A 24584-nucleotide genomic window follows, 5' to 3' on the forward strand; every position below is an offset into this window, starting at 1 on the left:
GGCGGGAATCGGTGCGCCGGTCGCCGGAACCCGTCGGTCCGCCCGCGACAAGGGGGTGACGCGGGGGCATGGCCGAGCAGGACCGAACGGGGCCGAAGGAGGCCGAAAGGGAGCTGTTCGGCGGGGCGCGCGGGCCGGCCGGAAGGTCACCGTTGACGCGGGGACCCGGGAATCCTACTGTCACCCATAGGATTCCTACGGCAGACCGGGAGCGTTCCATGAGTGACGGCGACACCAGCGAGCAGGCCAGGAAGACCGCGGAGGCGCTGGAGTACCTCACCGGCTTCGGCAACGAGCACAGCTCCGAGGCCGTTCCGGGTGCGCTGCCCCATGGCCGGAACTCGCCCCAGCGCGCGCCCCTCGGCCTCTACGCCGAGCAGCTCAGCGGCAGCGCGTTCACCGAACCCCGCACCCACAACCGCCGCTCGTGGCTCTACCGGATCCGCCCCTCGGCCGCGCACCCGCCGTTCGCCCGCGTCGACAACGGCGGCCTGCGCAGCGCGCCCTTCACCGAGACCGTGCCGGATCCGAACCGGCTCCGCTGGAACCCGCTGCCCGACCCGGCGCCCGGCACCGATTTCCTGGCCGGCCTGTGGACCCTCGGCGGGAACGGCGACGCCACCCAGCGCGCCGGCATGGCGATCCACCTGTACTCCGCCAACGCCGCGATGACGGACCGGGTGTTCAGCAGCTCGGACGGCGAGCTGCTGATCGTTCCCGAGCGCGGCGGCCTGCTGCTGCGCACCGAGTTCGGCCTGCTCAGCGCCCGCCCGGGCGAGATGGCCCTGATCCCGCGCGGGGTCCGCTTCCGCGTCGAGCTGCTCGACGCGGACGCCCGCGGCTACGTCTGCGAGAACTACGGGCAGCCCTTCGAGCTGCCGAACCTCGGCCCGATCGGCGCCAACGGCCTCGCCGCCGCACGGGACTTCCGGGCGCCCGTGGCCGCGTACGAGGACGTCGAGCGCCCGACCGAGGTGGTCAACAAGTACTGCGGCCATCTCTGGACGGCCACGTACGACCACTCGCCGCTCGACGTGGTCGCCTGGCACGGCACGCACGTCCCCTATGTGTACGACCTGCGCCGTTTCAACGTGATCGGCTCGATCAGCCACGACCACCCCGACCCGTCGATCTTCACCGTGCTGACCTCCCCCTCGGACACGCCGGGGCTGGCCGGGGTGGACTTCGTGGTGTTCGCCCCGCGCTGGTTGGTGGGCGAGGACACCTTCCGTCCGCCGTACTTCCACCGCAACGTGATGAGCGAGTACATGGGTCTGGTCGAGGGCGCGTACGACGCGAAGGCCGAGGGCTTCGTGCCCGGGGGCGGTTCGCTGCACAACATGATGTCCGCACACGGCCCGGACCGGGAGACCTTCGACCGGGCGAGCGCCGCCGAGCTGAAGCCGCAGAAGATCGATGACGGGCTGGCCTTCATGTTCGAGACCCGCTGGCCCATCGTCGCCACCGCCCAGGCGGCCGGAGCCGAGCACCTCCAGCGCGGATACGACGACGTCTGGCAGGGTCTGGAGCGCCACTTCCGCGCCTAACATTCGCTGCACGCCCGCCTCAGACGTCCAGCCGTACGGAGAACCACCCGTGACCGCCTTCGCCCCCGACTCCCTGGTACTGAACCGGAAGTTGCCCCTCTGGTACCAGGTGTCCCAGTCGCTGCGCGCCTCGATATTGGGGCGCGCCCCGGACGCCTCGCTGCGCCTGCCCACCGAGGAGCAGCTGGCCGGGCACTACGGGGTGAGCGTGCTGACGATGCGGCAGGCGCTCAAGGAGTTGGAGGGCGAGGGGCTGATCAGCCGGCACCGGCGGCGCGGAACGTTCATCGAACCGGGGGCCCGGCGCGGGGCCCCGGTGCGGTTGTTGGGTTCGGTCGACGCGATCGTGGCCCAGCAGTCGGGTGAGCGTACGACGATTCTCGGACACGAGCGGACGGCGGTGTCCGGGGAGCTGCTGGAGCACTTTCCGGACACCTCGGAGCTGGTCGTCTACCGGCGGCTGCGCCACGACAGTGCGAGCGGCGAGCCGACGAACTGGGCGGAGAACGCGGTCCGCACGGAGCTGGCCGACTCCATCGACCTGGCCGACCTGGAGCGGTACCCGATGACCAAGGTCCTCCGTGACCTGGTCGGGGTGAAGATCAGCCGGATCACGGACACCGTCGAGGCGCGGCTCGCGGACCCGGAGACGGCCGCGCTGCTCCAGGTCCCGCTGCTGAGCCCGATCCTGCACTACACGGGCGTGACGTACGACCGGGAGGGCCGGGTGGTGGACGTCGCCCGCATCCGCTATCGCGGCGACCGGTTCTCCTTCACGGTGACGGTAGACGCGCACTGAGCGCGTCCACGCGCCCCGCTTGCGCTGCCTGGCATCCACGCGCCCCCGCTTGCGCTGCCTGGCATCCACCCGCCCGGCTTGCGCTGCCTGGTGCCTACGCGCCCGGCTTGCGCTGGGCGTCGTCCTCCGCGCCCCGTTCGCCCTCCGCCTGTGACGGGGTGGTGCGCGTGGTCTGCGGGTGGCGTTCGCGCTTCTCCCGCTCGTCCATGTCCTCGTCGAGGCGCTCGCCCTCGGCCTGCGAGGGAGTCGAGTATTCGTCGTACTGACTCATCAGCCGTCTCCTCGGTCCGCGCACGGGTACAGATGCGTCCATAAGGAGCGTAACGCTTCGGCCTGGACACGGCCCGGGCGTCACCTCCCCTCGCTACCATCTGCCGGGTGAGCGACGACGTACCGCTGCTGGACGATCTGATGCCCTGGGCCGTGGGTTCCCTGCGGCTGGGGCGGGGCTGGGTGACGGCCCCCGAGCCGGCGACCCTGCGGGCCCGCTGGGCGGCCCTGGCCGGTGCCGAAGGGGCCGAGCGCGAGAGGTTGTTCCGTCCGACCCGGGCCCGGACGCCCTCCTCCGGGGCCGCCGCGCTGCCCGGGCAGCGGTCCGCGTCCACGGCCCGCTTCGCCGAGGCGCCGGGGCCGTTCCCGGAGCCCGTACGGGTGCTGACCGCGCCTTTCGACGAGCAGTGGCTGCTGCCCGACCAGCGGCTCATCGACCGCGCCCGCCCCGAACTCTGGCGGGTTCTGGACGCCCACCAACTGTTCGTCGTGGAGACGCCGGAACCGCTGGTCACCGCGCACCTCCCGGCCGGCCGGCTCGGCCGGATCCGCCCCCTGCACCGGCGCCCCGCCGGCGCGGAGCCCAACCTGGCGCCCGGCCTGCTGCACCTGCTGGGCGAGCGGCTCGGCGGTCGGGTCACTCCCGAGGACGTGGTGTGCTGGGTCCTCGCAGCGGGGCGCCCCGGGGCCCGGGGCGCGTACGAGGTCCCGCTGGCGGCCGACCCGGAACGCTGGCGGGCCGGGCTGGAGCTCGGCAAGCGCCTGCTCACCGTCCAGTTGCGCGGGGCGCGCGGCGGTGAGCCGCCCCGCCTGCCCGGCGGGCGGCGGCCGTACGTCCGCTCGGCGGTCACGGCGTGGCCGCGGGAGCTCTCGTACGACCCGGACACCGAGACGCTGGGCCTCGGGGACGGAACCATCTCCCCCGTGCCGTCGGGAGCGTGGGAGTACGGACATCAGGGCGAGCGGGTGCTGGAGTCCTGGTTCGCCACCCGGACCGCGCACCTCTCGGACGGGATCGACGGGCTGGAGGCGCTGGGGCCCGGGGAGTGGCCGCAGTCGTGGACCTCGGAGCTGTTGGCGCTGGTCACGAGCCTGGCCCTGCTGGCCGATCTGGCCCCGGAGCGGGCGGCGTTCGAGCCCGGGCCGTTGATCGCGGCCGCCGAGCTCGAAGCCCTCGGGGTGCTGCCGCCGCCGCGCGGGGCCCGCCGGCCGGCCTCGGTGTTGGACCACCAGGAGGAGGGTCCGGGCGGCCAGTTCGCCCTGCTCTGAGCCCGGGCGGCGTGGCGCGCCGCCCCCGAGGCCGGGGCCCACCGCCGGCGCCACCGGTGGCCGGGCACACGGTCGGCGTCGCCCGCGAGGCCAGGCACACCGCCGGCGGCGCCCGGGGCCCGGGCGGGCCGCCGGGCGTACCCGATCCCGCGCGCTCACGCCCCCCAGGCGCCGAGCAGCCGGGTGATCCAGCGGTCGAACAGCTCGTCCGGTTCTCCCAGGTCGGCCGGGACGGATGGCAGTGCCGTCAGGGCGCCCGCCAGCCGCGGGTAGTCCCCGCTCGCCAGCCGGGACCCGAGCCACGCCGCCCGTACGCCCTGCTCGTCGGCCTCGCTCCAGGGCAGTGCGCGGGCCCGCTCGGCCAGGGCCAACTCGCCGCCCACGTAGGTGGCCACGGTGCCGTTGACGGCGGCGACCAGTTCGAGTTTCCGGCCGTCCGGGGCATCCAGCGGTGCCAGGCAGGCCAGGCTGTGTTCCAGGTACCGCAGGGCGTGCGGACTGAAGCCGTAGACCGGGGTGAGCAGCCGGGGCAGCCACGGGTGGCGGCGCATCAGGTCGCGCGTCTGGCCGGCCAGCGCGAGCATGTCGGCCCGCCAGTCGCCGGTGGGCGGAGTCAGTTCGTACTCCCCGCTGACGGCGTCGACCATCAACTCGTACAGGTCCTCCTTGCGCGGGACGTAGTTGTACAGGGACATCGTCCCGGCCCCGATCCCGGCCGCCACGCGGCGCATGGAGACGGCCTCGATCCCCTCCGCGTCGGCGATCCGCACGGCCTCGGCCGCGATCGACTCGCGGCTGTGGGCGGGGCGGGGGCCCCGTCCCGCGCGTTGCGGGCGGGCCCAGATCACTTCGGGTTCAGCGGGGCGGCCGCTGGGGGTCATCGCTCATCACCTCGTTCGTCGCCTCCATCCTAGTTACGTACACCGTACGTAGTGGGGTAGGGTGCCGCACATGACGACTACGTACGCTGTACTTAGTGAAGGTCTGGAGAAGTCCTACGGTGAGGTGCGCGCCCTGTGCGGGCTCGATCTGGCGGTGCCCGAGGGCACCATCTGCGGGCTGCTCGGCCCCAACGGCGCCGGCAAGACCACCGCCGTCCGGATCCTGACCACCCTCACCGCGCCCACCGCCGGGCGGGCCCTGGTCGCCGGACACGACGTCGTCCGCGACCCGGGGGCCGTCCGCCGCGACATCGGGGTCACCGGCCAGTACGCCTCGGTGGACGGGGACCTCACCGGCCGGGAGAACCTCCGGCTCTTCGCCCGCCTCGCCGGGCTGCGCGGAGCCGCCGGCCGGGCGCGCGCCGACGAGCTGCTGGAGCGCTTCGAACTCACCGAGGCCGCCGGCCGCACCGCCTCCACCTGGTCGGGCGGCATGCGGCGGCGCCTGGACCTGGCCGCAGGGCTGATCGCCCGGCCGCGCGTGCTGTTCCTGGACGAGCCCACCACCGGCCTGGATCCGGCGGCCCGCGACCGGATCTGGACCGCGGTGCGAGAACTCGTCGGCCGGAGCGGGGCCGGTGACGCGGGCGGCGGGAACGGCGCGGGCACGACCGTGCTGCTCACCACCCAGTACCTGGAGGAGGCGGACAGGCTCGCCGACGACATCGTGGTGGTGGACGGCGGTCGGGCCGTCGCCACCGGCACTCCGGCCGAACTCAAGTCCCGGATCGGCTCCCACGCGGAGGTCACCGTCACCCACCCGGACGCCCTCACGGGCGCGGCGGTCGTGTTGGACCGGCTGACCGGCGGCCGGCCCGTCCTGGACGGGGAACGCCTCACCGTCGGCGTGACCGTGTCCGACACCGGGCTGACCCTGCCGCGGATCATCCGCGCCCTGGACACGGCCGGCATCCCGGTCACCGACGCCACCCTGCGCCCGCCCACCCTCGACGAGGTGTTCCTGCGCCTCACCCGGGTCCGCGAGGCCTCGCCCGAGAAGGAGCACGCGGCATGAGCACCCTGCTGTCCGACGGCGGAGCCGTCGTCACCCGCCAGTTGCAGAAGGCCCGACACGCGCCCGCCCTGCTGGTGCTCACGCAGACCATGCCGATCATGATGCTGCTGTTCTTCGGCTACGTGTTCGGCAGCGCGCTCGCGATGCCGGGCTCCGAGTACCGCGAGTTCCTGCTTCCGGGCCTGCTCGCCGCCACCGCCGCGAACGGGCTGATGACGGGCCTGTTCACGGCCGCACAGGACGCGCACCGGGGGGTGACGGACCGGTTCCGCACCCTTCCGATGAGTCGGGCCGCCGTACCCCTCGGGCAGATCACCGCCGACCTGCTCACCACGGGGGTGTCCATGGTGCCGCTGATGCTGGTGGGGATCGCCATGGGCTGGCGGATCGAGAACGGACTGCCGGGCGCGCTGGGGGCCCTCGGGGTGCTGCTGCTGTTCCGCTTCGCCTCGGCCTGGGTGGGCACCTACCTCGGCCTGCTCAGCAAGAGCGAGGAGGCCGCCGGCCAACTGGGCGGCGCCACCTTCGTCCTGCCGATGCTGTCCAGCGCCTACCTGCCGACCGACGGGCTGCCCGGGTGGCTGCGGACGGTCGCGGAGTGGAACCCGATCAGCGCCGTGGCCGGCGCCGTGCGCGCCCTCTGCGGCAACGCGGGCGGCGAACCGGCGGCCGGCGCCGCCTGGCCGGCCGCGCACCCGGTGGCCGGGGCGCTGCTGTGGTCGCTCGTCATCCTGGCCCTGTTCGTGCCGTTGGCCACCCGCCGGTTCGGCCGCGGGCAGGACTGAGACCGGGGGCGGCGCGGCCGGGCGGCCGGCCGGGCGGCGCGGCCGGGCGAAAAGCAACCGGGCGGAGCGCTCGGGCCGGCCCGGGCGGGGGGTGACAGATCGGGGTCGGACCGGGTAGGCAGGCTGCCATGACACCCGACCCGCGCTCCGACGGCCCGCACCCCCGCGCCCCGCGCGCCGACGACCCGCCGCCCCTCGACGGCGTCACCGTCGTCGCCGTCGAACAGGCCGTCTCGGCCCCTTTCGCCACCCGGCAGCTCGCCGACCTCGGCGCCCGGGTGATCAAGGTCGAGCGCCCCGACGGCGGCGACTTCGCGCGCGCCTACGACACCGCAGCGCAGGGCCTCGCCTCGCACTTCGTGTGGGCCAACCGGGGCAAGGAGTCCCTGGCGCTCGACCTGAAGGAGGCGCGCGGCCGGGAGGTCCTGCACGAGCTGCTCGCCGGCGCCGACGTCTTCGTCCAGAACCTCGCCCAGGGGGCCGCCGCCCGGCTCGGGCTGGACTCGGCGGCGCTGTGCGCCCGGTACCCGCGACTGGTCGCCGTGGACATCTCCGGCTACGGGGCCGAGGGACCCTACGCGCACAAGCGGGCCTACGACATGCTGGTGCAGTGCGAGGCGGGGTTGGTGTCGGTGACCGGAACCCCGGAGCGGCCGGTCAAGGCGGGGATCCCGGCCGCGGACATCGCCGCGGCCATGTACGCGTTCTCGGGGGTGCTCGCCGCGCTCCTGCGCCGCGGGATCACCGGGCGCGGGGGCCGGGTGGAGGTGTCGATGCTGGACGCGCTCGCCGAGTGGATGGGGCACCCGCTGCACCACACGATGCACGGCGGGGAGCAGCCCGTGCGGACCGGCCTCGCCCATGCCGTGATCGCGCCCTACGACGCCTACCCGACGGCGGAGGGGGACCGGGTGCTGCTGTCCGTACAGAACGACCGGGAGTGGCGGCGGCTCGCGGAACAGGTGCTGGAGAAGCCGGAGTTGGCCGGCGATCCGGCGTTCGCGACGAACGCGGCACGCACCCTGGGGCGGGAGCGGACCGACGCGGTGGTGGCCGGGGCGCTGGCCGTGCTGGACGCGGACGAGGCGATCCGGAGGCTGGAGGCGGCGGGCATCGCCTGCGCACGACTGAACTCGGTGGCGCAACTGGCGGCGCACCCCCAGTTGGCGGCGCGCGACCGCTGGCGGGAGATCGGTTCGCCCGCCGGTCCGTTGCGCGCGTTGCTGCCCCCGATCGGGCTGCCGGACGGCGCGCCGGCGCGGATGGGAGCGGTACCCGCGCTCGGCGAACACACCGACGCCCTGCTGCGCGCCCTGGGGATGACGGGCGCGCAGATCACGGCACTGCGCCAGGACGGCGTGGTCGCCTGAGGCGGGTCACACCGGAACACACCGATGACGGCGACGACATCGGTGAAACACCGAGAGCACGTACAGGGCCGGGTGGTAGCGGCCGGGTCAACCAGCCGCGTTCGGGGGGCAGTTACGAGCGGCGGCTGCCGAAGAGCGTGCGACGCAGACGGCGCAGCGGTGCGAACAGCGCGACGCGCGCGCTCCGGCTCCGCTGGACGTGCGTGTGGTCGCGGGCGGTGAGCTCGCGCATCAGCAGCGTCGCCTCGGCGCTCTCGTGGTGCGGGACGGCAGGGCCGCCCAACACGGCGAGATGGCGGTCGAGGCGCGAGCTGGTCGCGCCGCTCCCGCAAGTGATGGCAGGCACGCGAGGCGGCCTGCTGCGGATTGCTATCTGTTCCATGTCTCTCCCCACCCGTACGAGGGCACCCGGCCCGGGCAGGTTAACCCTATCGCCCCCACGTCGCGCCCGGGTATCCCGGTGGTGTGAATTACCCCTATACCTGTGGGGAGTTGACGATTACTCAGCGGAGTCAATCGTCACTCTCCGCACAGAATGGGCGGAATTGGCGCCTCGTTCGCGGTCGCGGCGGTTCATACGGGGAGTCCTGTCGTGACAGGAGCCACACGGCGCACACTGCGCTAACTTGGAGTGATCGTCCGGTAACGCGTTCGGGGGGCTCGGATGAGTGGGAATGTGGGTGGGGACGGGCGTGTCATCGCCGGCCGGTACCGGTTGCTGGGTCCCCTGGGCCGCGGGGGCATGGGCATCGTCTGGCGGGCGCGCGACGAGGTGTTGGGCCGCGAGGTCGCCGTCAAGGAGGTACGGGCACCCGCCGGACTGGACGCCGCCGAGGTGGACCGGTTGTACCGGCGTCTGGAGCGCGAGGCGTGGGCGGCGGCCCGGGTCTCCCACCGGGGCGTCGTCACCGTGTACGACGTGGCGAGCGAGGGCAGCCGCCCCTGGATCGTGATGGAGCTGATCCGCGGCCTGTCCCTGGCGGAGGTGCTGGAGGGCGAGGGGCCGATGTCCCCGCAGCGGGCCGCGCACATCGGCGAGCAGGTACTGGCCGCGCTGCGCTCCGCGCACGAGTCGGGGGTGCTGCACCGGGACGTCAAGCCGGCCAACGTGCTGATCGCCAATGACGGGCGGGTGGTGCTGGGCGACTTCGGCATCGCGAGCCTGGAGGGTTCCTCGGCCATCACCATGACCGGCGAGGTGGTGGGCTCCCCGGAGTTCCTCGCTCCGGAGCGGGCACTGGGACGCGATCCGGGTCCCGCCTCGGACCTGTGGTCGCTCGGCGTGCTGTTGTACGCGGCCGTCGAGGGGGCCTCGCCGTTCCGGCGGGACACTCCGTTGGCCACGCTGCAGGCGGTGGTGGACCAGGAGTTGACGCCGGCGCGTCGGGCCGGGCCCTTGGAGCCCGTACTGGAGGGGTTGCTGCGGAAGGACCCCGCCGAGCGGCTTTCGGCTGCGGAGGCGTCCCGGATGCTGCGGATCATCGGCGCGGGCGGGACGGCGCGGGCCTCGGGCGGCCCGGCGTCGGGGCCGTCGCGGGGACCCGCCCCGGTGGCGACGGCCGCGCGGGGGCGCGAGCGGGACGCGGGGTCCCGGGCCACGACGCCGGCGATACCCCTGGGGGTGCCCCCGGGGCCGGGCACGGCGCCGACCGTCGTGTCCGCCTCGGGACCGACGCCGCCGCGGGGGCGGGCCGGGACGGTGCTGACGGTGGGCATCGTGGTGCTCCTCCTGGCGCTGGTCCTGCTGGGTTGGCTGTTGCTGAAGGACCGCGGGGACACGGCCGGGGAGCCCGCGGGCGGGTCCGTCGGCTCGGGGGCCGCGTCCACGCGGCCGACGCCGTCACCCGCCGCCTCGGCTTCACCCTCACCCTCGGCTTCCGCCTCGGCGTCGGCGCCGGCCACGGCGAGCGCCGGTGGGGCGCCCGCGCGGCAGGTGACCGTGTACGCCCACACCCTGCGCGGCCGCTACGCGGGGAGTTGCCCGCCGGGGCCGCTCGACGCGCCCGCCTTCACCGCCACCGTGGAGGTGGCGCGCGCCCCCGCCGAGGTGGAGTACCGCTGGGTCACCCGGGGCGGGTCGGCCGACGGGTCGCGGCCCCCCTGGCAGGGCCTCACGTACGAGGCGGGCGGTGCCACGACCCGGCAGGTGGCTCACGTCGAGCTCGGCCACCGCGCCGGCGCGACCCTCGACGACGCGGTCCGGTTGGAGGTGCGGGGCCCGGTGCGGGCGACCTCGCCGTGGTTGGGGTTCTCCGTGACCTGCGAGAAGGAGACCCCGACGGGCGGCGCCTCCTCCCCCGGCCCGTCCGGCTCGTCGGGCTCCCCGGACCCGACGCCGTCGCCGGCGCCGAGCCCGGGGGTCACGCTCTGAACGGGGCCCGGATCAGGCCTGGGAGGCGAAGGACGGCAGGTAGCCGCCCGACTGGCCGGACGCGGTCGGGTGGTAGGACTCCCCGATGTTCGTCCAGTTGACGCTGTGCAGCCACGGACTGCCGGAGCAGATCTCGTGGCCCGTGAAGGCACCGGCGACCGAGGCGAAGGCGAAGCCGTGGTCGGCGGCGCGTTTGGCGACGGCCGCGTTCAGGTAGTCGGCCGCGCCGTTGATGGCGGACCGTTCGCCCTCGGTCAGGCCGGTGACGCAGGATCCGTTCAGCTTGTAGAAGCGGGGATAGCCGAGGACGACCACGCGGGCGCCCGGGGAACGGCCGGAGACGGCGTCGTAGACCTGGTCGAGTTTGCCCGGGAGGGTGGAGTCGACGTAGGCCTTGGCCTGGTTGACGCGGCTGACGCAGGTGGATTCGGACTGGAGCACACAGGTCGTCATGACGTCGGAGAATCCGGCGTCGTTGCCACCGATGGTGATGCTGACGAGGTCGGTGCCGGAGTTCAGCGGCGCGAGTTGGTTGGCGAGGACGTCACCCGTTCGGGCACCGGAGCAGGCGACGAACGAGAAGGTCTGCGGGGAGTGGGCGGCGGCCCAGAGGGCCGGGTAGGCGCGGTTGGTGCGTTTGCAGTTGCCGCTCGAACCGTCGTAGTTGCCGGCGCCGACGCCGGACGAGTACGAGTCGCCGAGGGCGACGTAGCCGAAGTCGGCCCGGGCGGAGGCGGCCGCCTGACCGGCGCCGAACAGGGCGGCGCCCGCGGCGAGTAACAGGGAGGAGGTGAGGGCGGCGAAGCGCAACAATCTCTTGCTCATGTGTGCGGCTCCTTGTGGGGGTTACTCCTGAGTCCGTGGTACAAGCAGCCGCGCACTTCTGGAAGTGTCCATGCCAAGAATGTTCGGGGCAGGCTTGCGCCGGAATCTTCACTCCCCATGCGTTTGAAGAGGGAACTCGGGCACCCGTTCCGGCGAAACACGGGTGCACGGGGCGAGTTCGTGCCGGATCATGGGCGCCATGCCAGCCAACCCGCACGAGGCCCTGCCGATCAGGCTCAACGTAGACGACAGCGACTCACCGTCCGACGTCGTCGACGCCCTGTTCCTCGGCCGGTTCGCCTCCGGCGAGCAGCCCTACGCGCAGAGCGTTTCCATCGAACGAGTGAAGGCCGAAGCGACCCTGCTGCCGGCCGGGGCGAAGGTGCTGCGCTCGGCGCGCGACACCGACCGCAGCGCCACCCTCGCGGAGGGCGAGGGCTGGACCGTGCTCGTGTCGCGCTGGAGCCGCGGCGCGGACGTGACGGTGACGGCCGTCACCGACGAACTCGCCACCGGTGTGCTCGAAGAGGCCACGGACGGGGCGCAGGACGAGCCCGAACCGCAGCCGGAGAACGTCACGATGGGTTTCTGGTACGTCTCCCCGCGACGCGGGCCGTACCGCACGACCCGGCAGATCGCCGCCGGCACCTGGCCCGAGGTGCGCTCGAACTACACCGCGCCGGTGGCCGGGGCGATGGACCGGCTGATGAAGGTCACCCCCGACGACATCGCGGGCCGGCTGCTGTTGCTGCACGGCCCGCCCGGTACCGGGAAGACCTCGGCGCTGCGGACGCTGGCGCGGTCCTGGCGGGACTGGTGCCAGGTGGACTGCGTGCTGGACCCGGAGCGGCTGTTCAACGACGTGGGCTACCTGATGGACATCGCGATCGGCGAGGACGAGGGCACGGCCAAGGGGCGCTGGCGGCTGCTGTTGCTGGAGGACTGCGACGAGTTGATCCGCGGCGAGGCCCGGCACCAGGCCGGACAGGCGCTGTCCCGGCTGCTGAACCTGACGGACGGCCTGCTGGGCCAGGGCCGCAACGTCCTGGTCGGCGTCACGACCAACGAGGACCTGGAGCGGCTCCACCCGGCGGTGGTCCGGCCGGGCCGCTGCCTGGCCCGCATCGAGGTCGGGCGGTTGACGCACCGCGAGGCCGTCGACTGGCTCGGCACCGACGAGGGGGTCTCCCGCGAGGGCGCCACCCTGGCCGAGCTGTTCGCGCTCCGGCGGGGCACCGGACCGGCCGCGCTGCTGCCCCCGCAGGGACACGGGACCGAGGCCGGGCTGTACCTGTAGGCCCGGCCGCCGTCGGGGCGACGGCGCTCCGGTACCGGTGGGGCGGGGACAATGGCGCCGTAGTCGCAGCCCCGCCGGCCGGACGAACCCGCCGCGGGAAGGACCCGTCGAACAGGAGAGTGCCCCGTGCCCGAGCCGGCGCAGGAGAATCCGTACCCCGACAGCCTCACGCCGGGCGAGGGCCCCGAGCCGCACCCGCAGCTCGCGCCGGTGCTGGCCCTGCTGGGGCGCTGGCACGGTCGGGGGCGGGGCGAGTACCCGACCCTGGAACAGGGGTTCCGGTACGAGCAGGAGATCACTTTCAGCCACGACGGCAGGCCCTTCCTGCGGTACGAGTCGAGGGCCTGGCTGATCGACGGGTCCGGTGCGCCACTGCGCCCCTCGGGCCGCGAGAGCGGCTGGTGGCGGGTCATGCCGGACGCCTCGCTGGAGGTCACGCTGGCCCACCCGACCGGGATCGTGGAGACGTACGTGGGCCGCGTGTCCGGTACGGAGATCGAGATCGGGACCGATCACGTGGCGCGGACCCCGCGGGCGAAGGAGGTGACCGGCATGAGGCGCCGGTACTCCCTCGGCGACGGGGAGTTGACGATCGTGCAGGAGATGGCGGCGATGGGTCTGCCCCTGCACCACCACCTCCGGGCCGAACTGACCCGCCACAAGGGCTGAGGCCCGCCCCGGTACGGGCCTACGCGCCGTACCGGGCCCGCAGCGCGGCCAGGGCGGCGGCCGTGGCCTCGTCGAAGGTCAGCCCCAGCCGGTGGGCCCGCTCCGCGTACGCCTGTGCGGCGGTGGCCGATTCCCGGGAGGCCGAGTCGTCCGCGGCCGCGACGAGGGTTCCGTTGCGGCCCCGGGTCTCGACGACGCCGTCCGCCTCCAACGCCCGGTACGCCTTCGCGACCGTGTTCGCCGCCAGCCCCAGTTCCTCCGCGAGGGCCCGGACCGTGGGCAGCCGGAATCCCACGGGCAGCCGGCCCGCCCGGGCCCCCTCCGAGATCTGCGCGCGCAGTTGCTCGTAGGGGGCCGCCGCGCCGGCCGAGCCGTCGATCTTGATCTTCAGGTGCGTGGAAGTCGGGGTCACGCGGCCGATTCTCTCCCATCGCCCGCGTAATTCGCAGGCGCCCCCGGCCCGATCGTCCTAGCGTCGACGCCATGATCCTCACCATCCGTGACCTGCGCCCCGGCGACTCCCGGGACGCCGAGTCCGTCGCCGCGGTGCGCCGCGCCGCCCTCCCGTTCATGATCGCCAGTGGGGCCGGGGTGGCCTACGAACTCGCCTCCGCCCACCCCGACAAGCGTTACCGGCTCCTGCTCGCGCAGACCGGGGACGGCCGGGTCGTCGGCACCGCCCAGGTCGGGATCGCCCACGACAGCGCCGAGCCGGGCGCGTCCTTCGTCAACGCGTACGTCCATCCCGACCACCGGCGACTCGGCGCCGGGACCGCCCTGTTGCGCGCGGCCGAGGAGCACCTGGTCGCGCAGGGCGCGGTGGAGACGTACGCCTGGGTCATGGACGAGCCCGGCCACCACGCCTTCGCCGAGCGGCACGGCTACCGTCCGAGCCGCTCCGCGCACTTCCTGCGGCTGGATCTCGCCTCCGCCACCCTTCCCCCGTACCCGGCCGAGCTGCCGCCGGGTGTGGAGCTGCGTCCCGGTTCCGCCTTCGTCGACGATCCGCGCCCGCTGTACGAGACCGACGCGGCGGTGAGCCGGGACGAGCCGGGCGACCTGCCGGTGGAACTGGACGACTACGAGGACTGGCTGAGCAGCGTCTGGCACGAACCCTCGCTCGACAAGGAGCTGACCACGGTCGTCCTCGTGGACGGCGAGCCGGCCGCGTTCACCGCCGCCCGGACCGACGGCACGGGGCGCTACGCCTCGGGAATGACCGGCACCCTGGCGGCCCACCGGGGCCGGGGCCTGGCCAAGCTCGCCAAGATCGATTCCCTGCGCCGGGCCGTCGCGGCCGGCTGTACGGAGGCCTTCACGGGCAACGACGCCGAGAACGGGCCGATGCTCGCGATCAACGCCTGGTTCGGATACGAGATCTGCGCCGGCGAGACCCGCTTCACCAAACGTCTGGAGACCACCGCGCGATGAACGGGCGGATCGACGTCACCCTCACCAAGGCGGGTCGCACCAAGATCCGCTATCCGGCCGAGCTCCTCGCCGACACCGGCGACCGGATCTCCGTACGCGCTCCCTGGGCGGCCCCGACCGTGCGCGACTTCGGCTTCGTGCGCTTCGAGCCGGGCGACGTGTTCACCGAGCACTTCTGGCGCGACCGCTGGTACGCGGTCAAGGAGGTCCGGACGGGCGGCGGCGTCCTGAAGGGCTGGTACTGCGACATCACCCGCCCGGCCGTGGTCCGGGACGGCGAGATCCTCGTCGAGGACCTGGACCTGGACCTGTGGGTCTCGGCGGACGGGGCCCGCGTCCTGCGGTTGGACGAGGACGAGTTCGAGGCGAGCGGCCTCGCCGCGCGGGACCCGCGGGCCGCCGGCGAGGCGGTCCGGGCGCTCGACGCGCTGGAACTCCAGTCCCACACACCGGCCGGCCTGGCCGCGCTCCTCGGCTGAGCGGACGCGTTTCTGAGGTGGTGCTTGTCCCTGCCTTAAGCGCGTCCTAAGGATCTGCGATCGGGGGCGGATCCGGGTGGTGCGAGGGGTTCGGGGGGCTAGCTTGGCGGAGCCGGGGAGGGCCCGGGGCGGCGCCGGAACCCGTGGGGACGGTGCCCGCCCGGCCGACTCGCACCGGCCCACCCCTGACGTGTTCAGCCCGTTCCGCCGCCTTGCCCAGAGGAGTTCCATCCATGCGCCACGCACGCCGTACCGCCGCCCGAATCGCCGCCGTCGGACTGGCCCCGCTCGCGGTGGCCGCGTACGCCGCCGTGCCCGCGGCCGCGCACGGTTCGATGACGGACCCGGTCAGCCGGGTGGCGGCCTGCTACGCGGAGGGGCCGGAGTCCCCGAAGTCGGCCGCCTGCAAGGCGGCGGTGGCGGCGAGCGGGGCGCAGGCGTTCTACGACTGGAACGCGGTGAACATCGCCAACGCGGCCGGTCAGAGCAAGTCCCTGATCCCGGACGGCCGGCTGTGCTCGGCGGGCAACAGCAAGTACAAGGGTCTGGACCTGCCCCGCGCCGACTGGCCGGCCGGTTCGATGACCTCGGGCCCGCACACCTTCCGTTACAAGGGCACCGCTCCGCACAAGGGGTCTTTCGAGCTGTACGTGACGAAGGACGGCTACGACCCGACGAAGCCGCTGAAGTGGTCCGACCTGGAGTCGAAGCCGTTCGTGAAGGTCACCGACCCGGCCATGCGCAACGGCGACTACGTCTTCTCCGGCACCGTCCCGAAGAAGACGGGCCGCCACCTCGTCTACAGCGTGTGGCAGCGCTCGGACAGCCCGGAGGCCTTCTACAGCTGCTCGGACGTGGTCTTCGGCAAGGACAACGGCGCGGGCACCGGCACCGGCGGCGGCGGCGCGCAGCCCGGTGGCAAGCCGAGCACCGGTACCGGAACGGGCACGGGCAGCGGCACGAGCAGCGGCAGCGGCACCGGCGCCGGCGCCGGTCCGAGCACGAAGCCTGGCACCGGTGGGAGCGCCGAGCCGTCGAAGGGGCCGGGCGGCAAGCCCGGCGCCAAGCCCGGCACGGGTGTGCCCGGCACCGACGAGGACTGCCCCCTGGCGAAGGCGCCCACGGACCAGCAGATCGCGGCGGGCGCGGTCAAGTCCTCGGTGGAGCACAACGGTCACGGGGACGGCGACCCCAGGACGAACGCCAAGAACGCCGCCGCTCCCCTGCTCGCCTCGGAGTCCCCCGTGGCCGCGAAGGACGGCAACCTCGCGGAGACGGGCGGCAACAGCGCCACCCCGACGATCGCGATCGCCGGGGCCGGCGCCCTGGCCGTCGGCGCGGCGGCGCTGTTCGGGGCGGCCCGCCGCCGGAGCGCCGCGGGCCGCCACGGCCGCTAGGCCGTCCGGGTCCTGTCGTCGCGCCGGTCCGCCCGGACGGACCGCCCGTGCCTCGTCACTCGAAGACCGAGGCGCAGGTGGTCCGTTCGGCGCGGGCCGGGTCGAGGGCGTTGAGCGCCTCGTGCCAGGCGATGCGGTCGGTCAGGCCGATGGCCACGTGTTCGGAGAGGTCCAGGGCGCACAGGTCCTGGAGCACGACGTTGCGTACGTTCGATCCGGCGAGGAAGCCGCTGCTGTAGGGGGTGACCACCTCGTCGTACCGGGTCGCGATCACGGTGTACTTCACTCCCGGGACGGTGTCCCCGCCCTGGTTGAGGCGGGTGATGAACGCCGAGCCGGCGATCTGGTCGGCCAGGCCCGGGGTCGCGGAGCTGATCAGGTCCTCGGCGCCGGGGAAGTAGGGGAGCAGTCGCGTCAGCCCGCTCAGGGTGGTGCCGTGGTTGTCCGGGGCGAGTCCGACGAGGGCGTTGACCTTGGCGGCGCCGCCCAGGAACTTCAGGTAGTGGCGCGGCATCATGCCGCCCTGGGAGTGGCCGACGATGTCGGTCTTGGCGGCTCCGGTGGCGGCGAGCACCCTGTCGACGAACGCGTCGAGTTGGGCGGCGGACTTCTCGATGGGTCCGAGGCCGTTGAAGAAGGGGACGCCGGGGAGCTGCCCGTAGTCGAGGGAGTAGACGCAGTAGCCGCGGTTCACGAGGTACGGGGCGAAGCCGAGCCAGTTGTCGACGGAGTTCCCGAAGGTGCCGTGGACGAGGACGACGGGGCGGGGGTGCGCGGCCGTCGGCCGACAGGACCAGTTGTTCCAGCCGCTGCCGGGCGCCGACGCGGCCTGCGCGGCGGTCGTGGTGGGGGCGACGAGCGCGGCGGTGGTGAGGGCGAGGACGGCCAGCGGGCGGAGCAGTCGTCTCCAGGGCAGCATCGTGTGATCTCCTTGCGGGTCAAGGGGAAGGGCGTGGGGGTTCGTCCCGTGATCCGGATCACAAGGGGAGCTGCTGCCGTTAAATTACGGGCGGGTAGCAAGACTGGGAAGTTACGCGTCGGTAAAAACTTGCGTGTCGAGGCTCCCGCCGGCCTCGCACCAGAAGAATGGCCCGCATGTACGCGGTCCCCGGCGCCGGAACAGCACTGGCCACCCCGCCCGACCTGGCGGTCGAGCCGCTGGTCGCCGCCGTCACCGAGACCGCGGTGCGTACGTTGCGCCCGTGCGTGGAGGAGACCGCCGAGGCGGGTGTGCCGCGTACGCACCTCGACGCGCTCGCGGCGTGTGGCGCGTACGGGCTGATCGCATACGAACCGGATCCGGCGAGCGGGGTGACCGCGCGGCGGGTGACGCGTGAGGTGCACGAGCTGTTGGCGGCGGCCGATCCGTCGACGTGGTTCGTGTGGACCCAGCACCACGCCCTGGCCAAGGGGCTGCTGCGCGGCGGTGACGCGTCGCTCGGGGAGGCCTGGTTGCCGCCCCTGGCGCGCGGTGACCGGCGGGCCACGGCCGGCTTCGCCTTCCTGCGCCATCCGCGACCGCCCGTCACCGCGCAGCGGGAGGCGGGCGGGTGGCGCCTGTCGGGCCGGGTGCCGTGGATGACGGGCTGGGGGCTGGCCGACGTGGTGTACCTGGGCGCGCTCACACCGCGGGACGAGGTGCTGTTCGCGCCGGTGGACTGCGCGGCGGGGGCCGGGTTGGCGGCGGCGCCGTCGGCTCCGCTGTGGGCGATGCGGGGCACGCGCACGGCGGCCGTCGAGGTGCGCGACGTGTACGTGCCGGACGACGAGGTGGTGGTTCGTCAGCCGCGGGCCGACTGGGTGCGGGCGTACGACCTGGAGAACGCCGATGCCCAGCCCGCCGTCTTCGGGCAGTTGCGCGCCACCGCGGACTTCCTGCTCGCCTGCGAGGGGTACGAGGACCTCGGGCTGCGGGTCGCGGACCGGGCGGCCCGGCTGCGGGCCGATGCGTACGCGCTGCGGGATGAACTCCCGCCCGGGGAAGGGCCCGAGGACCGGCTGCGGCTGCGGGCCGAGAGCCTGGACCTGGCCGTACGGGCCGCCGCGGCCTGCGTGGCGGTGGCCGGCGGGCGGGCGATCCAGTACGGCAACACGGCGGGGCGGCTCTCGCGGGAGGCGCAGTTCCACCTGATCCAGGCCCAGACGGGCGGGCTCAAGCGCGAGGTGGCCCGGCTGATGCTGGACGGGTCCTGATCCCCCGGCTCGGGACCCGCCGGGTCACGAGGCCCTGCCGAGGCCGGTCGGATGCCGGACCCCGCCCGTCCCGAAGGTGGCCGCCGGGCGGACCGTGCCGGCGCCGAAGCGGGCGTTGGCCCGGTCGACGGCCGCCTCCACCGTCAGCCGGGATTCCCTGACCGGGTCCAGGGAGATCTGCCGGGCCACGCGCTCGGCGCCGGTCAGGTCCTCGGCGCGGAGCACCATGCCGGTCAGTCGGGCCCGTTGCAGGCCCGCCGCGTCCATCAGTCGGTACGCCGCGGTGCGCAGGTCCTCGTCGTGCGCGGAGGGTTCCACCAGCCGCCGGGTCTTCTCCCAGCGGGTGCCGCCCGCGAACCGCAGGGTCAGGGACAGGGAGCGGGCCGCCTGGCGGCGCCCGCGCAGGAGCGCGCCGAGCCGGACGACAAGGGCGAGCAGGGTGGCCCTGGCGTGCGGGCCGTCCAGTTCCTCCCGGGTGAACCCGCTCCTGACGGCGGCCGAGGAGGGCAGGTCCCGGGGGGTCACCGGGCGCGGGTCGATGCCCCGGGCGCGCTCCGTGACCAGCCGCCCGGTCCGCTTGCCGAGGATCCGCTCGACGACGCCGGGCGGGACCCGGGTGAGGGCCCCGACGGTGTGCAGCCCGTACCCGCGCAGCGCCTCGGCCTGCCGGGAGCCGAGCCCGTACAGGGCCTCCACCGGCAGCGGCCCGAGGAAGTCGGCCACCGCGTCCGGGTCGTCGGGGACGGCGAGGATCCCGCCCGGGCCCGGGATCCGGGCGGAGGCCATGGCCGCGAGGGCCCAGGTCGCGGCGACCCCGATCCGTACGTCCGTGCCCAGCCGGGCCACCGCGCGCAGCCGGACCACCTCGGCGATCCGGGCGGCCTCGACGCCGAAGTACCTTTGTGCTCCGCGCACTTGGACCAGGGCGGCGCGGGGCGGCAGGGCCTGGACGAGCGGGGAGAACTCCCGCAGCAGTTCCAGGACCTCCCGGTAGCCCTCGCCGGTCAGGGTCGGGGCGCACCGTACGTGCAGGATCGCGCTCATCCCGCGCTCCCCGGGCTGGAGTGCCACAGCTTGCGGCCGGTCGCGGCGCCCTCGCCGGGCGGCTGGAGGTCGGCCCACGGGTTCATCTCGTAGCCGTTGGCCAGGTGGATGCGGCGGGCGCCCGGTTCGCCGTCCGGCCGGGGGGCGCTCTCGCGGATCGGCTCGGACAGGCGGGTGGTGACCGCCTGCAGGCCCTGCTCCGCGCGCAGTTCGACCAGTTCGGACAGGTTCCAGGCGGCCGCTGCGACCACGCTCAGGCTCTGTGGGCCGCGACGCTGGACGACGCCTCGGACCAGCAGCAGGAAGGAGTGGAAGACGGTGTGGGCGCAGGTCTCGTGGCTGTCGTCGAAGAAGGCCAGGTCGACCAGGCCGGTGCCGTCGTCGAGGGTGGTGAAGATGACCCGCTTCCCGGATCGGATCGGCGGGGTCTGGGTGGCCGCCTTGGCGCCGGCGACCAGTACCGTCCGCCCGTGTTCGACGTCGCGCAGCCGGGTGGCCGGGACCACGCCGAGTTCGGTCAGGAAGGCCTGGTGGTCGCCCATGAGGTGGCGCGAGGCGTCCATGCCGAGGACGCCGAGCTCGGCGCTGAGTCGTTCGCCGTCGGTCAGGTCGGGCAGGCCCACGTGGGCGGTGGACCGGCCTCCTTCCAGGGGGAGTTGGGTGTTCGTCCGGGCGCCGGCGGCGCGCTGCGCGCCGTGCAGTTCGGTCAGGTGCAGCAGCAGGTCACGGCGGTTCGCGCCGAACGCGTCCAACGCTCCGACCTGGGCCAGTCGTTCGGCCACGGGGCGGCCCGGATGGGCGCGGTCCCAGAAGTCGCGCAGGGAGGAGTACGGCTGTCCGGCCTCGATCCGGGCCGCCTCGGCCTCGCCGATGCCGTGGACGTCGGCCAGGGCCAGCCGGATCCCCCACTCTCGATCGGACACCAGTTCGATCCGGTGGGCGACCGCCGACCGGTTCACGTCCAACGGCAGCACCGGCACGCCCCGCCGGCGCGCGTCGGCCAGCAGCAACCGCTTCGGGTACATCCCCGGGTCGTGGGTGAGCAGCCCGGCGTAGAAGGCCGCCGGGTGGTGGGCCTTGAGCCAGGCCGACTGGTAGGTGGGCACGGCGAAGGCGACCGCGTGCGCCTTGCAGAACCCGTACGAGCCGAAGGCCTCCACGATCTCCCAGGTCCGGGCGATCACCTCGGCCGCATAGCCCCGCGCGCTCGCCGTCGCCGCGAACCAGACCTTGATCCGGCCCTGCGACTGCGGGTCGGACAGTCCGCGCCGCACCCGGTCCGCCTCGTCCCGACCGCAGCCGGTCATGACGTGCACGATCTCGATGATCTGCTCGTGGAAGACCACCACCCCGTACGTCTCGCCGAGCGCTTCCGCGAGGTCCCGGTGCGGGAAGCGCGCCGGGGCGCGGCCGTGCCGGGCCTCGATGAAGGGCCGCACCATGTCGGCGGCCACCGGCCCCGGGCGGAAGAGGGAGATGTCGACGACCAGGTCCTGGAAGGTGGCCGGCTGGAGCCGCCCCACCAGGTCCCGCTGGCCCGGGGACTCGATCTGGAAGCAGCCCAGCGTCTCGGCGGAGCGGATCAGCTCGTACGTGGCCGGGTCGCCCGGCGGGACCTGCGCGGGGTCGTCCAGGTCGAGCTCCTCGCCGGTGGCGCGCCGGAGTTCGGCGACGGCGTGGGCCATCGCGGACTGCATCCGCACGCCGAGCACGTCCAGCTTGAGCAGCCCCATGTCCTCGACGTCGTCCTTGTCGAACTGGGACATCGGGAAGCCCTCGCCGCCGCTCGGGACGACCGGGGTGCGGGCGAGCAGCGAGGCATCGGACAGCAGCACCCCGCACGGGTGCATGGCGACCCCGCGCGGCAGCGCGTCCAGCGCCTCGACCAGCTCCCAGAGTCGACCGTACGACTCCCCCCGCAGGTCCCGCAGTTCGGGGAGTTCGGCGAGGGCCGTGCGGGCGTCGCGGGCCCGGATGTGCGGGAAGGCCTTGGCGAGCCGGTCGACGGCGGCCGGGTCCATGGACAGGGCGGCGCCGACGTCGCGGATGGCGTGTCGGACCCGGTAGGTCTCGGGCATGGACACGGTGGCGACGCGTTCGGCGCCGAACCGGTCGATGATCCGCCGGTAGACCTCCAGCCGGCGGGCGGACTCCACGTCGATGTCGATGTCGGGCAGGACGTGGCGGCGCTTGGACAGGAAGCGCTCCATCAGCAGGCCGTTCGCGACGGGGTCGGCGTGCGCGATCCCCAGGAGGTGGTTGACGAGGGACCCGGCGCCGGAGCCCCGGGCGGCCACCCGGATGCCCATGTCCCGGACGTCGTCCACCACTTGGGCGACCGTCAGGAAGTACGAGGCGAAGCCGTGGTAGGCGATGACGTCGAGCTCCCGGTGCATCCGCTCCCAGTACGCGTGGTCGTCCGCGTACCCGCGCAGCACCATGCCGGCGGAGGCCCGGGAGGCGAGCACCCGCTGGGCGGTGCGGTGGCCGGCGCCGACGAGCCGGGCCTCGGGGAAGTGCACGGAGCCGATGCCCAGGTCGTCCTCGGGGTCCACGGCGCAGGCGTCGGCGGTGCGCCGGGTCTCGGCGAGCAGCCGGCGCGCGTCGGTGGGGCGCAGGCCGGCCGCCCGGGCGATCCGGTCGGCGACCTCGGCCATGGCGGCGGGGTCCTTGAGCCAGCGTTCGCCGCTGTCCAGGCGTTTGCGGGGGTCCACGGGGACCAGCCGGCGGGCCGCGTCGAGGACGTCGGCGACCGGGCCCTGGCCGGGGTCGGCGTACCGGACGGCGTTGGTAACCACGGCCGGGACGCCCTGCTCGACGGCGAAACCGACCGTGCGCGCGGCGAGGCGCAGCGAGCCGGGGCCCGTGTCGACGTCGGCGCCGGCGCGGCCGTGGTGGACGGCCTCCAGGCGCAGCGCGTCCCCGTACAGCTCCCGCCAGGGCGCGAGCAGCCGCGCGGCCCGGTCGGGGCGGCCGGCGGCGAGCGCCCGGCCGACCTCGGAGTCGGGGCCGAGCAGGACGAACACGCCGCTCAGCCCGAAGGAGCCGAGCGCCTCGCGCAACGCGTCCCAGGTCACCAGCGGTACCTCGGGGGCGCCCGCGTGGGCCGCGGTGACCAGCCGGCACAGCTCGGCCCAGCCGGCGGCGCCGTCCCGGGCGAGGAAGACGGCCCGGGCGGCGGACTCGTCGACGAAGGCGCCGCCCCTGACGGGGGTGCGGCGACGGAAGGAGGCCTCGGCGTGGGACGCCCCGCCCCCGGCGGGCCCCGCACCACCGGAGAGCCCGGAGCCCGGTCCGGGTGCCGACGCGTCCGCCGCGGGGGCGACCGCGAGGTTCACTCCGAACAGCGGCCGGACGCCGGCCCGCGCGGCGGCCTTCGCGAACCGCACCGCTCCCGCGAGGGTGTCGCGGTCGGTGAGGGCGAGGGCGTCCATGCCCCGCTCCGCGGCGCGTTCCGCGAGTCGTTCCGGGTGCGAGCCTCCGTAGCGCGCGGAGAACCCCGAAACGGTGTGCAGATGCGTAAAACCAGGCACCCGCGGCCTCCTGCTTCGCTCGATACCCCCGACACTCCTTCGACCTCCCCTCTCCACCATAGAGCAATTCGAATACGCGTGCGAAACACTTGTTCGATCACCTGATGTCAGGCCCGTCGCTTCCGGCCCCCACCCGGTGCGGACGGGCCCGCCGGACCGGCTCCCGAGTCAGCCATTCGGCCCGCCCCTGCTGCGCCCCTCCCCCGATACGCAGAGCGTGTGAGACATGACCCAGACCACCTCCACAGGTCCGCCCGGCGGCTTCCTCGCCGAGGTCAAGGACGCCGTGACCGCCCGGGCCGCCCTGCTGGTCCTGGGGGTGCTGGCCCTCCAACTCGCCTTCGTCACCTCGTACATCGGGGCCTTCCACCACCCCGTGCCCAGCGAGGTCCCCTTCGCCGTGGCCGCTCCCGCGCGGGCCGTCGCCGACCAGTACGCGGAGCGGCTCGACACCCTGCCCGGCACACCGCTCGACGCCCACGCGGTCAAGGACGCGGACACGGCGCTCGCGCGGGTCCGGGACCGCGAGGTGGACGGCGCGCTGATCGTCGACCCGACCGGCAAGACCGACGAGCTGCTGGTCGCGAGCGGCGCCGGGGCCTCCCTCTCCCAGGCCGTCGAAGAGGTCGTCGGCCGCGCCGAGAAGGCCGCCGGGCGCGGTGTGCGGTTCCGCGACGTGGCCCCGGCCGCCCGGGGCGACGCCCGCGGCCTGAGCTCCTTCTACCTGGTCGTCGGCTGGTGCGTGGGCGGCTACCTGTGCGCCGCGATCCTCGCGATCAGCGCCGGCGCCCGGCCCGCGAACTCCGCCCGCGCCGTCATCAGGCTGGGCGCCCTGCTCGTGTACGCGATCGCCGCCGGGCTGCTGGGCGCGGTCATCGCGGGCCCCGTCCTGGGAGCGCTGTCCGGAAGCGTCATGGCCCTGTGGGGCCTGGGCGCCCTGGTCGTCTTCGCCGTCGGCGCGATCACCCTGGCCTTCCAGGGGCTGGCGGGCGTGGTCGGCATCGGCCTGGCCATCCTCCTGGTGGTGGTCCTCGGCAACCCGAGCGCGGGCGGCGCCTACCCGTACCCGTTGCTGCCGCCGTTCTGGAGGACCATCGGACCGGCCCTGCCGCCGGGCGCCGGCACGTACGCCGCCCGCTCGATCGCGTACTTCCGGGGCAACGGCGCCGGCGGCCCGATGCTGGTGCTGGCCGGCTGGGCGCTGCTCGGCGCGGCCGTGACCCTGGCCTGCGCGATGTTCCGCAAGGGGAAGGCCGGGCCCGCGGTGGGCAGCGGGATCGACGACGTCCCGCGGGCCCCCGCGCCCTCCGGGGGCGCCTGCGACCGGTGACCGGCCCCGACGGCGGTGC

At 74.2% G+C, this 24584-nt stretch carries 22 protein-coding genes; 14 read left to right on the top strand and 8 right to left on the bottom strand.

The window, feature by feature from the left end; translation table 11 throughout:
* The first annotated feature begins 218 nt into the window (after positions 1–218).
* The gene (gene hmgA / locus ACIRO3_RS18200) at positions 219–1547 is read left to right on the top strand and encodes a homogentisate 1,2-dioxygenase (RefSeq protein ID WP_366148553.1); all 1329 of its coding nucleotides are present in this window, start codon (positions 219–221) and stop codon (positions 1545–1547) included.
* A gap of 49 nt (positions 1548–1596) precedes the next feature.
* On the top strand, positions 1597–2346 hold the full coding sequence (locus ACIRO3_RS18205) for a GntR family transcriptional regulator (protein WP_361775381.1): 750 nt from the start codon (positions 1597–1599) through the stop codon (positions 2344–2346).
* A gap of 94 nt (positions 2347–2440) precedes the next feature.
* Here ACIRO3_RS18205 and ACIRO3_RS18210 read toward each other — a convergent pair whose 3' ends face one another.
* Entirely contained in the window at positions 2441–2617 is a 177-nt protein-coding gene (locus tag ACIRO3_RS18210) for a hypothetical protein (RefSeq protein WP_361775384.1), read from the bottom strand.
* 140 nt (positions 2618–2757) lie between these two features.
* Between ACIRO3_RS18210 and ACIRO3_RS18215 the strand changes: the two genes are divergently transcribed.
* On the top strand, positions 2758–3885 hold the full coding sequence (locus ACIRO3_RS18215; RefSeq protein WP_404137802.1) for a type ISP restriction/modification enzyme: 1128 nt from the start codon (positions 2758–2760) through the stop codon (positions 3883–3885).
* A gap of 155 nt (positions 3886–4040) precedes the next feature.
* Here ACIRO3_RS18215 and ACIRO3_RS18220 read toward each other — a convergent pair whose 3' ends face one another.
* Positions 4041–4766: a TetR/AcrR family transcriptional regulator gene (locus ACIRO3_RS18220; protein ID WP_404137629.1), complete on the bottom strand. Its 726-nt coding sequence runs from the start codon at positions 4764–4766 to the stop codon at positions 4041–4043.
* A 70-nt stretch (positions 4767–4836) separates the two neighbouring features.
* On the opposite strand from ACIRO3_RS18220, the gene ACIRO3_RS18225 reads away from it, so the two are divergent.
* The 3 genes from ACIRO3_RS18225 to ACIRO3_RS18235 all read left to right on the top strand — a co-directional run bounded on the left by ACIRO3_RS18225 (position 4837) and on the right by ACIRO3_RS18235 (position 7996).
* Positions 4837–5841: an ATP-binding cassette domain-containing protein gene (locus tag ACIRO3_RS18225; RefSeq protein WP_404137632.1), complete on the top strand. Its 1005-nt coding sequence runs from the start codon at positions 4837–4839 to the stop codon at positions 5839–5841.
* Complete coding sequence (locus ACIRO3_RS18230) at positions 5838–6626, top strand: ABC transporter permease (RefSeq protein WP_361775392.1); 789 nt, start codon at positions 5838–5840, stop codon at positions 6624–6626. Before ACIRO3_RS18225 ends, ACIRO3_RS18230 begins: the two co-directional genes overlap by 4 nt.
* 128 nt (positions 6627–6754) lie before the next feature.
* Positions 6755–7996, top strand: a complete 1242-nt coding sequence (locus ACIRO3_RS18235; RefSeq protein ID WP_404137637.1) for a CaiB/BaiF CoA transferase family protein — start codon at positions 6755–6757, stop codon at positions 7994–7996.
* A gap of 112 nt (positions 7997–8108) precedes the next feature.
* Here the strand turns inward: ACIRO3_RS18235 and ACIRO3_RS18240 are convergent, their stop codons facing one another.
* Positions 8109–8378: a hypothetical protein gene (locus ACIRO3_RS18240; protein WP_361775398.1), complete on the bottom strand. Its 270-nt coding sequence runs from the start codon at positions 8376–8378 to the stop codon at positions 8109–8111.
* Positions 8379–8660: 282 nt separating this feature from the next.
* On the opposite strand from ACIRO3_RS18240, the gene ACIRO3_RS18245 reads away from it, so the two are divergent.
* The gene (locus ACIRO3_RS18245) at positions 8661–10367 is read left to right on the top strand and encodes a serine/threonine-protein kinase (RefSeq protein WP_404137641.1); all 1707 of its coding nucleotides are present in this window, start codon (positions 8661–8663) and stop codon (positions 10365–10367) included.
* A 12-nt stretch (positions 10368–10379) separates the two neighbouring features.
* Here the strand turns inward: ACIRO3_RS18245 and ACIRO3_RS18250 are convergent, their stop codons facing one another.
* Entirely contained in the window at positions 10380–11192 is an 813-nt protein-coding gene (locus tag ACIRO3_RS18250; protein ID WP_404137644.1) for an SGNH/GDSL hydrolase family protein, read from the bottom strand.
* A 199-nt stretch (positions 11193–11391) separates the two neighbouring features.
* Between ACIRO3_RS18250 and ACIRO3_RS18255 the strand changes: the two genes are divergently transcribed.
* Both ACIRO3_RS18255 and ACIRO3_RS18260 read left to right on the top strand, forming a co-directional pair.
* Positions 11392–12489 carry a DUF5925 domain-containing protein gene (locus ACIRO3_RS18255; protein ID WP_404137647.1) on the top strand — a complete coding sequence of 366 codons (1098 nt, stop codon included), beginning with the start codon at positions 11392–11394 and terminating at the stop codon, positions 12487–12489.
* 126 nt (positions 12490–12615) lie between these two features.
* Positions 12616–13158 (top strand): FABP family protein, encoded by a 543-nt coding sequence (locus ACIRO3_RS18260; RefSeq protein ID WP_361775410.1) that lies wholly within the window; start codon positions 12616–12618, stop codon positions 13156–13158.
* Between the two features lie 19 nt (positions 13159–13177).
* Here ACIRO3_RS18260 and ACIRO3_RS18265 read toward each other — a convergent pair whose 3' ends face one another.
* Positions 13178–13570 carry a GntR family transcriptional regulator gene (locus tag ACIRO3_RS18265; RefSeq protein WP_404137650.1) on the bottom strand — a complete coding sequence of 131 codons (393 nt, stop codon included), beginning with the start codon at positions 13568–13570 and terminating at the stop codon, positions 13178–13180.
* Between the two features lie 71 nt (positions 13571–13641).
* Here ACIRO3_RS18265 and ACIRO3_RS18270 point away from each other — a divergent pair, with 71 nt between their 5' ends.
* The 3 genes from ACIRO3_RS18270 (at position 13642) to ACIRO3_RS18280 (ending at position 16465) form a co-directional block, all read left to right on the top strand.
* The gene (locus ACIRO3_RS18270; RefSeq protein ID WP_404137653.1) at positions 13642–14589 is read left to right on the top strand and encodes a GNAT family N-acetyltransferase; all 948 of its coding nucleotides are present in this window, start codon (positions 13642–13644) and stop codon (positions 14587–14589) included.
* Positions 14586–15068 (top strand): DUF402 domain-containing protein, encoded by a 483-nt coding sequence (locus ACIRO3_RS18275; RefSeq protein ID WP_404137655.1) that lies wholly within the window; start codon positions 14586–14588, stop codon positions 15066–15068. The genes ACIRO3_RS18270 and ACIRO3_RS18275 overlap by 4 nt, the downstream gene beginning before the upstream one ends.
* 233 nt (positions 15069–15301) lie before the next feature.
* The gene (locus ACIRO3_RS18280) at positions 15302–16465 is read left to right on the top strand and encodes a lytic polysaccharide monooxygenase (protein ID WP_404137658.1); all 1164 of its coding nucleotides are present in this window, start codon (positions 15302–15304) and stop codon (positions 16463–16465) included.
* A gap of 55 nt (positions 16466–16520) precedes the next feature.
* Here the strand turns inward: ACIRO3_RS18280 and ACIRO3_RS18285 are convergent, their stop codons facing one another.
* On the bottom strand, positions 16521–17384 hold the full coding sequence (locus ACIRO3_RS18285) for an esterase/lipase family protein (protein ID WP_404137661.1): 864 nt from the start codon (positions 17382–17384) through the stop codon (positions 16521–16523).
* A gap of 176 nt (positions 17385–17560) precedes the next feature.
* Between ACIRO3_RS18285 and ACIRO3_RS18290 the strand changes: the two genes are divergently transcribed.
* A complete protein-coding gene (locus ACIRO3_RS18290) occupies positions 17561–18658 on the top strand; it encodes an acyl-CoA dehydrogenase family protein (RefSeq protein ID WP_404137664.1) in 1098 nt (365 codons plus the stop codon).
* A 24-nt stretch (positions 18659–18682) separates the two neighbouring features.
* On the opposite strand, the gene ACIRO3_RS18295 is transcribed toward ACIRO3_RS18290, so the two are convergent.
* Together ACIRO3_RS18295 and ACIRO3_RS18300 are read right to left on the bottom strand one after the other, a co-directional pair.
* Entirely contained in the window at positions 18683–19702 is a 1020-nt protein-coding gene (locus ACIRO3_RS18295) for a hypothetical protein (RefSeq protein ID WP_361775431.1), read from the bottom strand.
* Positions 19699–23235 carry a DNA polymerase III subunit alpha gene (locus tag ACIRO3_RS18300; RefSeq protein ID WP_404137668.1) on the bottom strand — a complete coding sequence of 1179 codons (3537 nt, stop codon included), beginning with the start codon at positions 23233–23235 and terminating at the stop codon, positions 19699–19701. The genes ACIRO3_RS18295 and ACIRO3_RS18300 overlap by 4 nt, the downstream gene beginning before the upstream one ends.
* A gap of 226 nt (positions 23236–23461) precedes the next feature.
* Between ACIRO3_RS18300 and ACIRO3_RS18305 the strand changes: the two genes are divergently transcribed.
* Complete coding sequence (locus ACIRO3_RS18305; RefSeq protein ID WP_404137671.1) at positions 23462–24565, top strand: DUF3533 domain-containing protein; 1104 nt, start codon at positions 23462–23464, stop codon at positions 24563–24565.
* Positions 24566–24584: the final 19 nt, after the last annotated feature.

Origin of the sequence: Streptomyces sp. NPDC102278 (genome assembly GCF_044766345.1) — a bacterium.
In the GTDB taxonomy this organism is placed as follows: Bacteria; Actinomycetota; Actinomycetes; order Streptomycetales; family Streptomycetaceae; genus Streptomyces.

Coding starts and splice junctions, on each gene's coding strand:
- hmgA (WP_366148553.1), top strand. CDS start 219: ATGAGTGACGGCGACACCAGCGAGCAGGCCAGGAAGACCGCGGAGGCG.
- ACIRO3_RS18210 (WP_361775384.1), bottom strand. CDS start 2,617: ATGAGTCAGTACGACGAATACTCGACTCCCTCGCAGGCCGAGGGCGAG.
- ACIRO3_RS18215 (WP_404137802.1), top strand. CDS start 2,758: ATGCCCTGGGCCGTGGGTTCCCTGCGGCTGGGGCGGGGCTGGGTGACG.
- ACIRO3_RS18220 (WP_404137629.1), bottom strand. CDS start 4,766: ATGACCCCCAGCGGCCGCCCCGCTGAACCCGAAGTGATCTGGGCCCGC.
- ACIRO3_RS18225 (WP_404137632.1), top strand. CDS start 4,837: ATGACGACTACGTACGCTGTACTTAGTGAAGGTCTGGAGAAGTCCTAC.
- ACIRO3_RS18230 (WP_361775392.1), top strand. CDS start 5,838: ATGAGCACCCTGCTGTCCGACGGCGGAGCCGTCGTCACCCGCCAGTTG.
- ACIRO3_RS18235 (WP_404137637.1), top strand. CDS start 6,755: ATGACACCCGACCCGCGCTCCGACGGCCCGCACCCCCGCGCCCCGCGC.
- ACIRO3_RS18240 (WP_361775398.1), bottom strand. CDS start 8,378: ATGGAACAGATAGCAATCCGCAGCAGGCCGCCTCGCGTGCCTGCCATC.
- ACIRO3_RS18245 (WP_404137641.1), top strand. CDS start 8,661: ATGAGTGGGAATGTGGGTGGGGACGGGCGTGTCATCGCCGGCCGGTAC.
- ACIRO3_RS18250 (WP_404137644.1), bottom strand. CDS start 11,192: ATGAGCAAGAGATTGTTGCGCTTCGCCGCCCTCACCTCCTCCCTGTTA.
- ACIRO3_RS18255 (WP_404137647.1), top strand. CDS start 11,392: ATGCCAGCCAACCCGCACGAGGCCCTGCCGATCAGGCTCAACGTAGAC.
- ACIRO3_RS18270 (WP_404137653.1), top strand. CDS start 13,642: ATGATCCTCACCATCCGTGACCTGCGCCCCGGCGACTCCCGGGACGCC.
- ACIRO3_RS18275 (WP_404137655.1), top strand. CDS start 14,586: ATGAACGGGCGGATCGACGTCACCCTCACCAAGGCGGGTCGCACCAAG.
- ACIRO3_RS18280 (WP_404137658.1), top strand. CDS start 15,302: ATGCGCCACGCACGCCGTACCGCCGCCCGAATCGCCGCCGTCGGACTG.
- ACIRO3_RS18285 (WP_404137661.1), bottom strand. CDS start 17,384: ATGCTGCCCTGGAGACGACTGCTCCGCCCGCTGGCCGTCCTCGCCCTC.
- ACIRO3_RS18290 (WP_404137664.1), top strand. CDS start 17,561: ATGTACGCGGTCCCCGGCGCCGGAACAGCACTGGCCACCCCGCCCGAC.
- ACIRO3_RS18295 (WP_361775431.1), bottom strand. CDS start 19,702: ATGAGCGCGATCCTGCACGTACGGTGCGCCCCGACCCTGACCGGCGAG.
- ACIRO3_RS18305 (WP_404137671.1), top strand. CDS start 23,462: ATGACCCAGACCACCTCCACAGGTCCGCCCGGCGGCTTCCTCGCCGAG.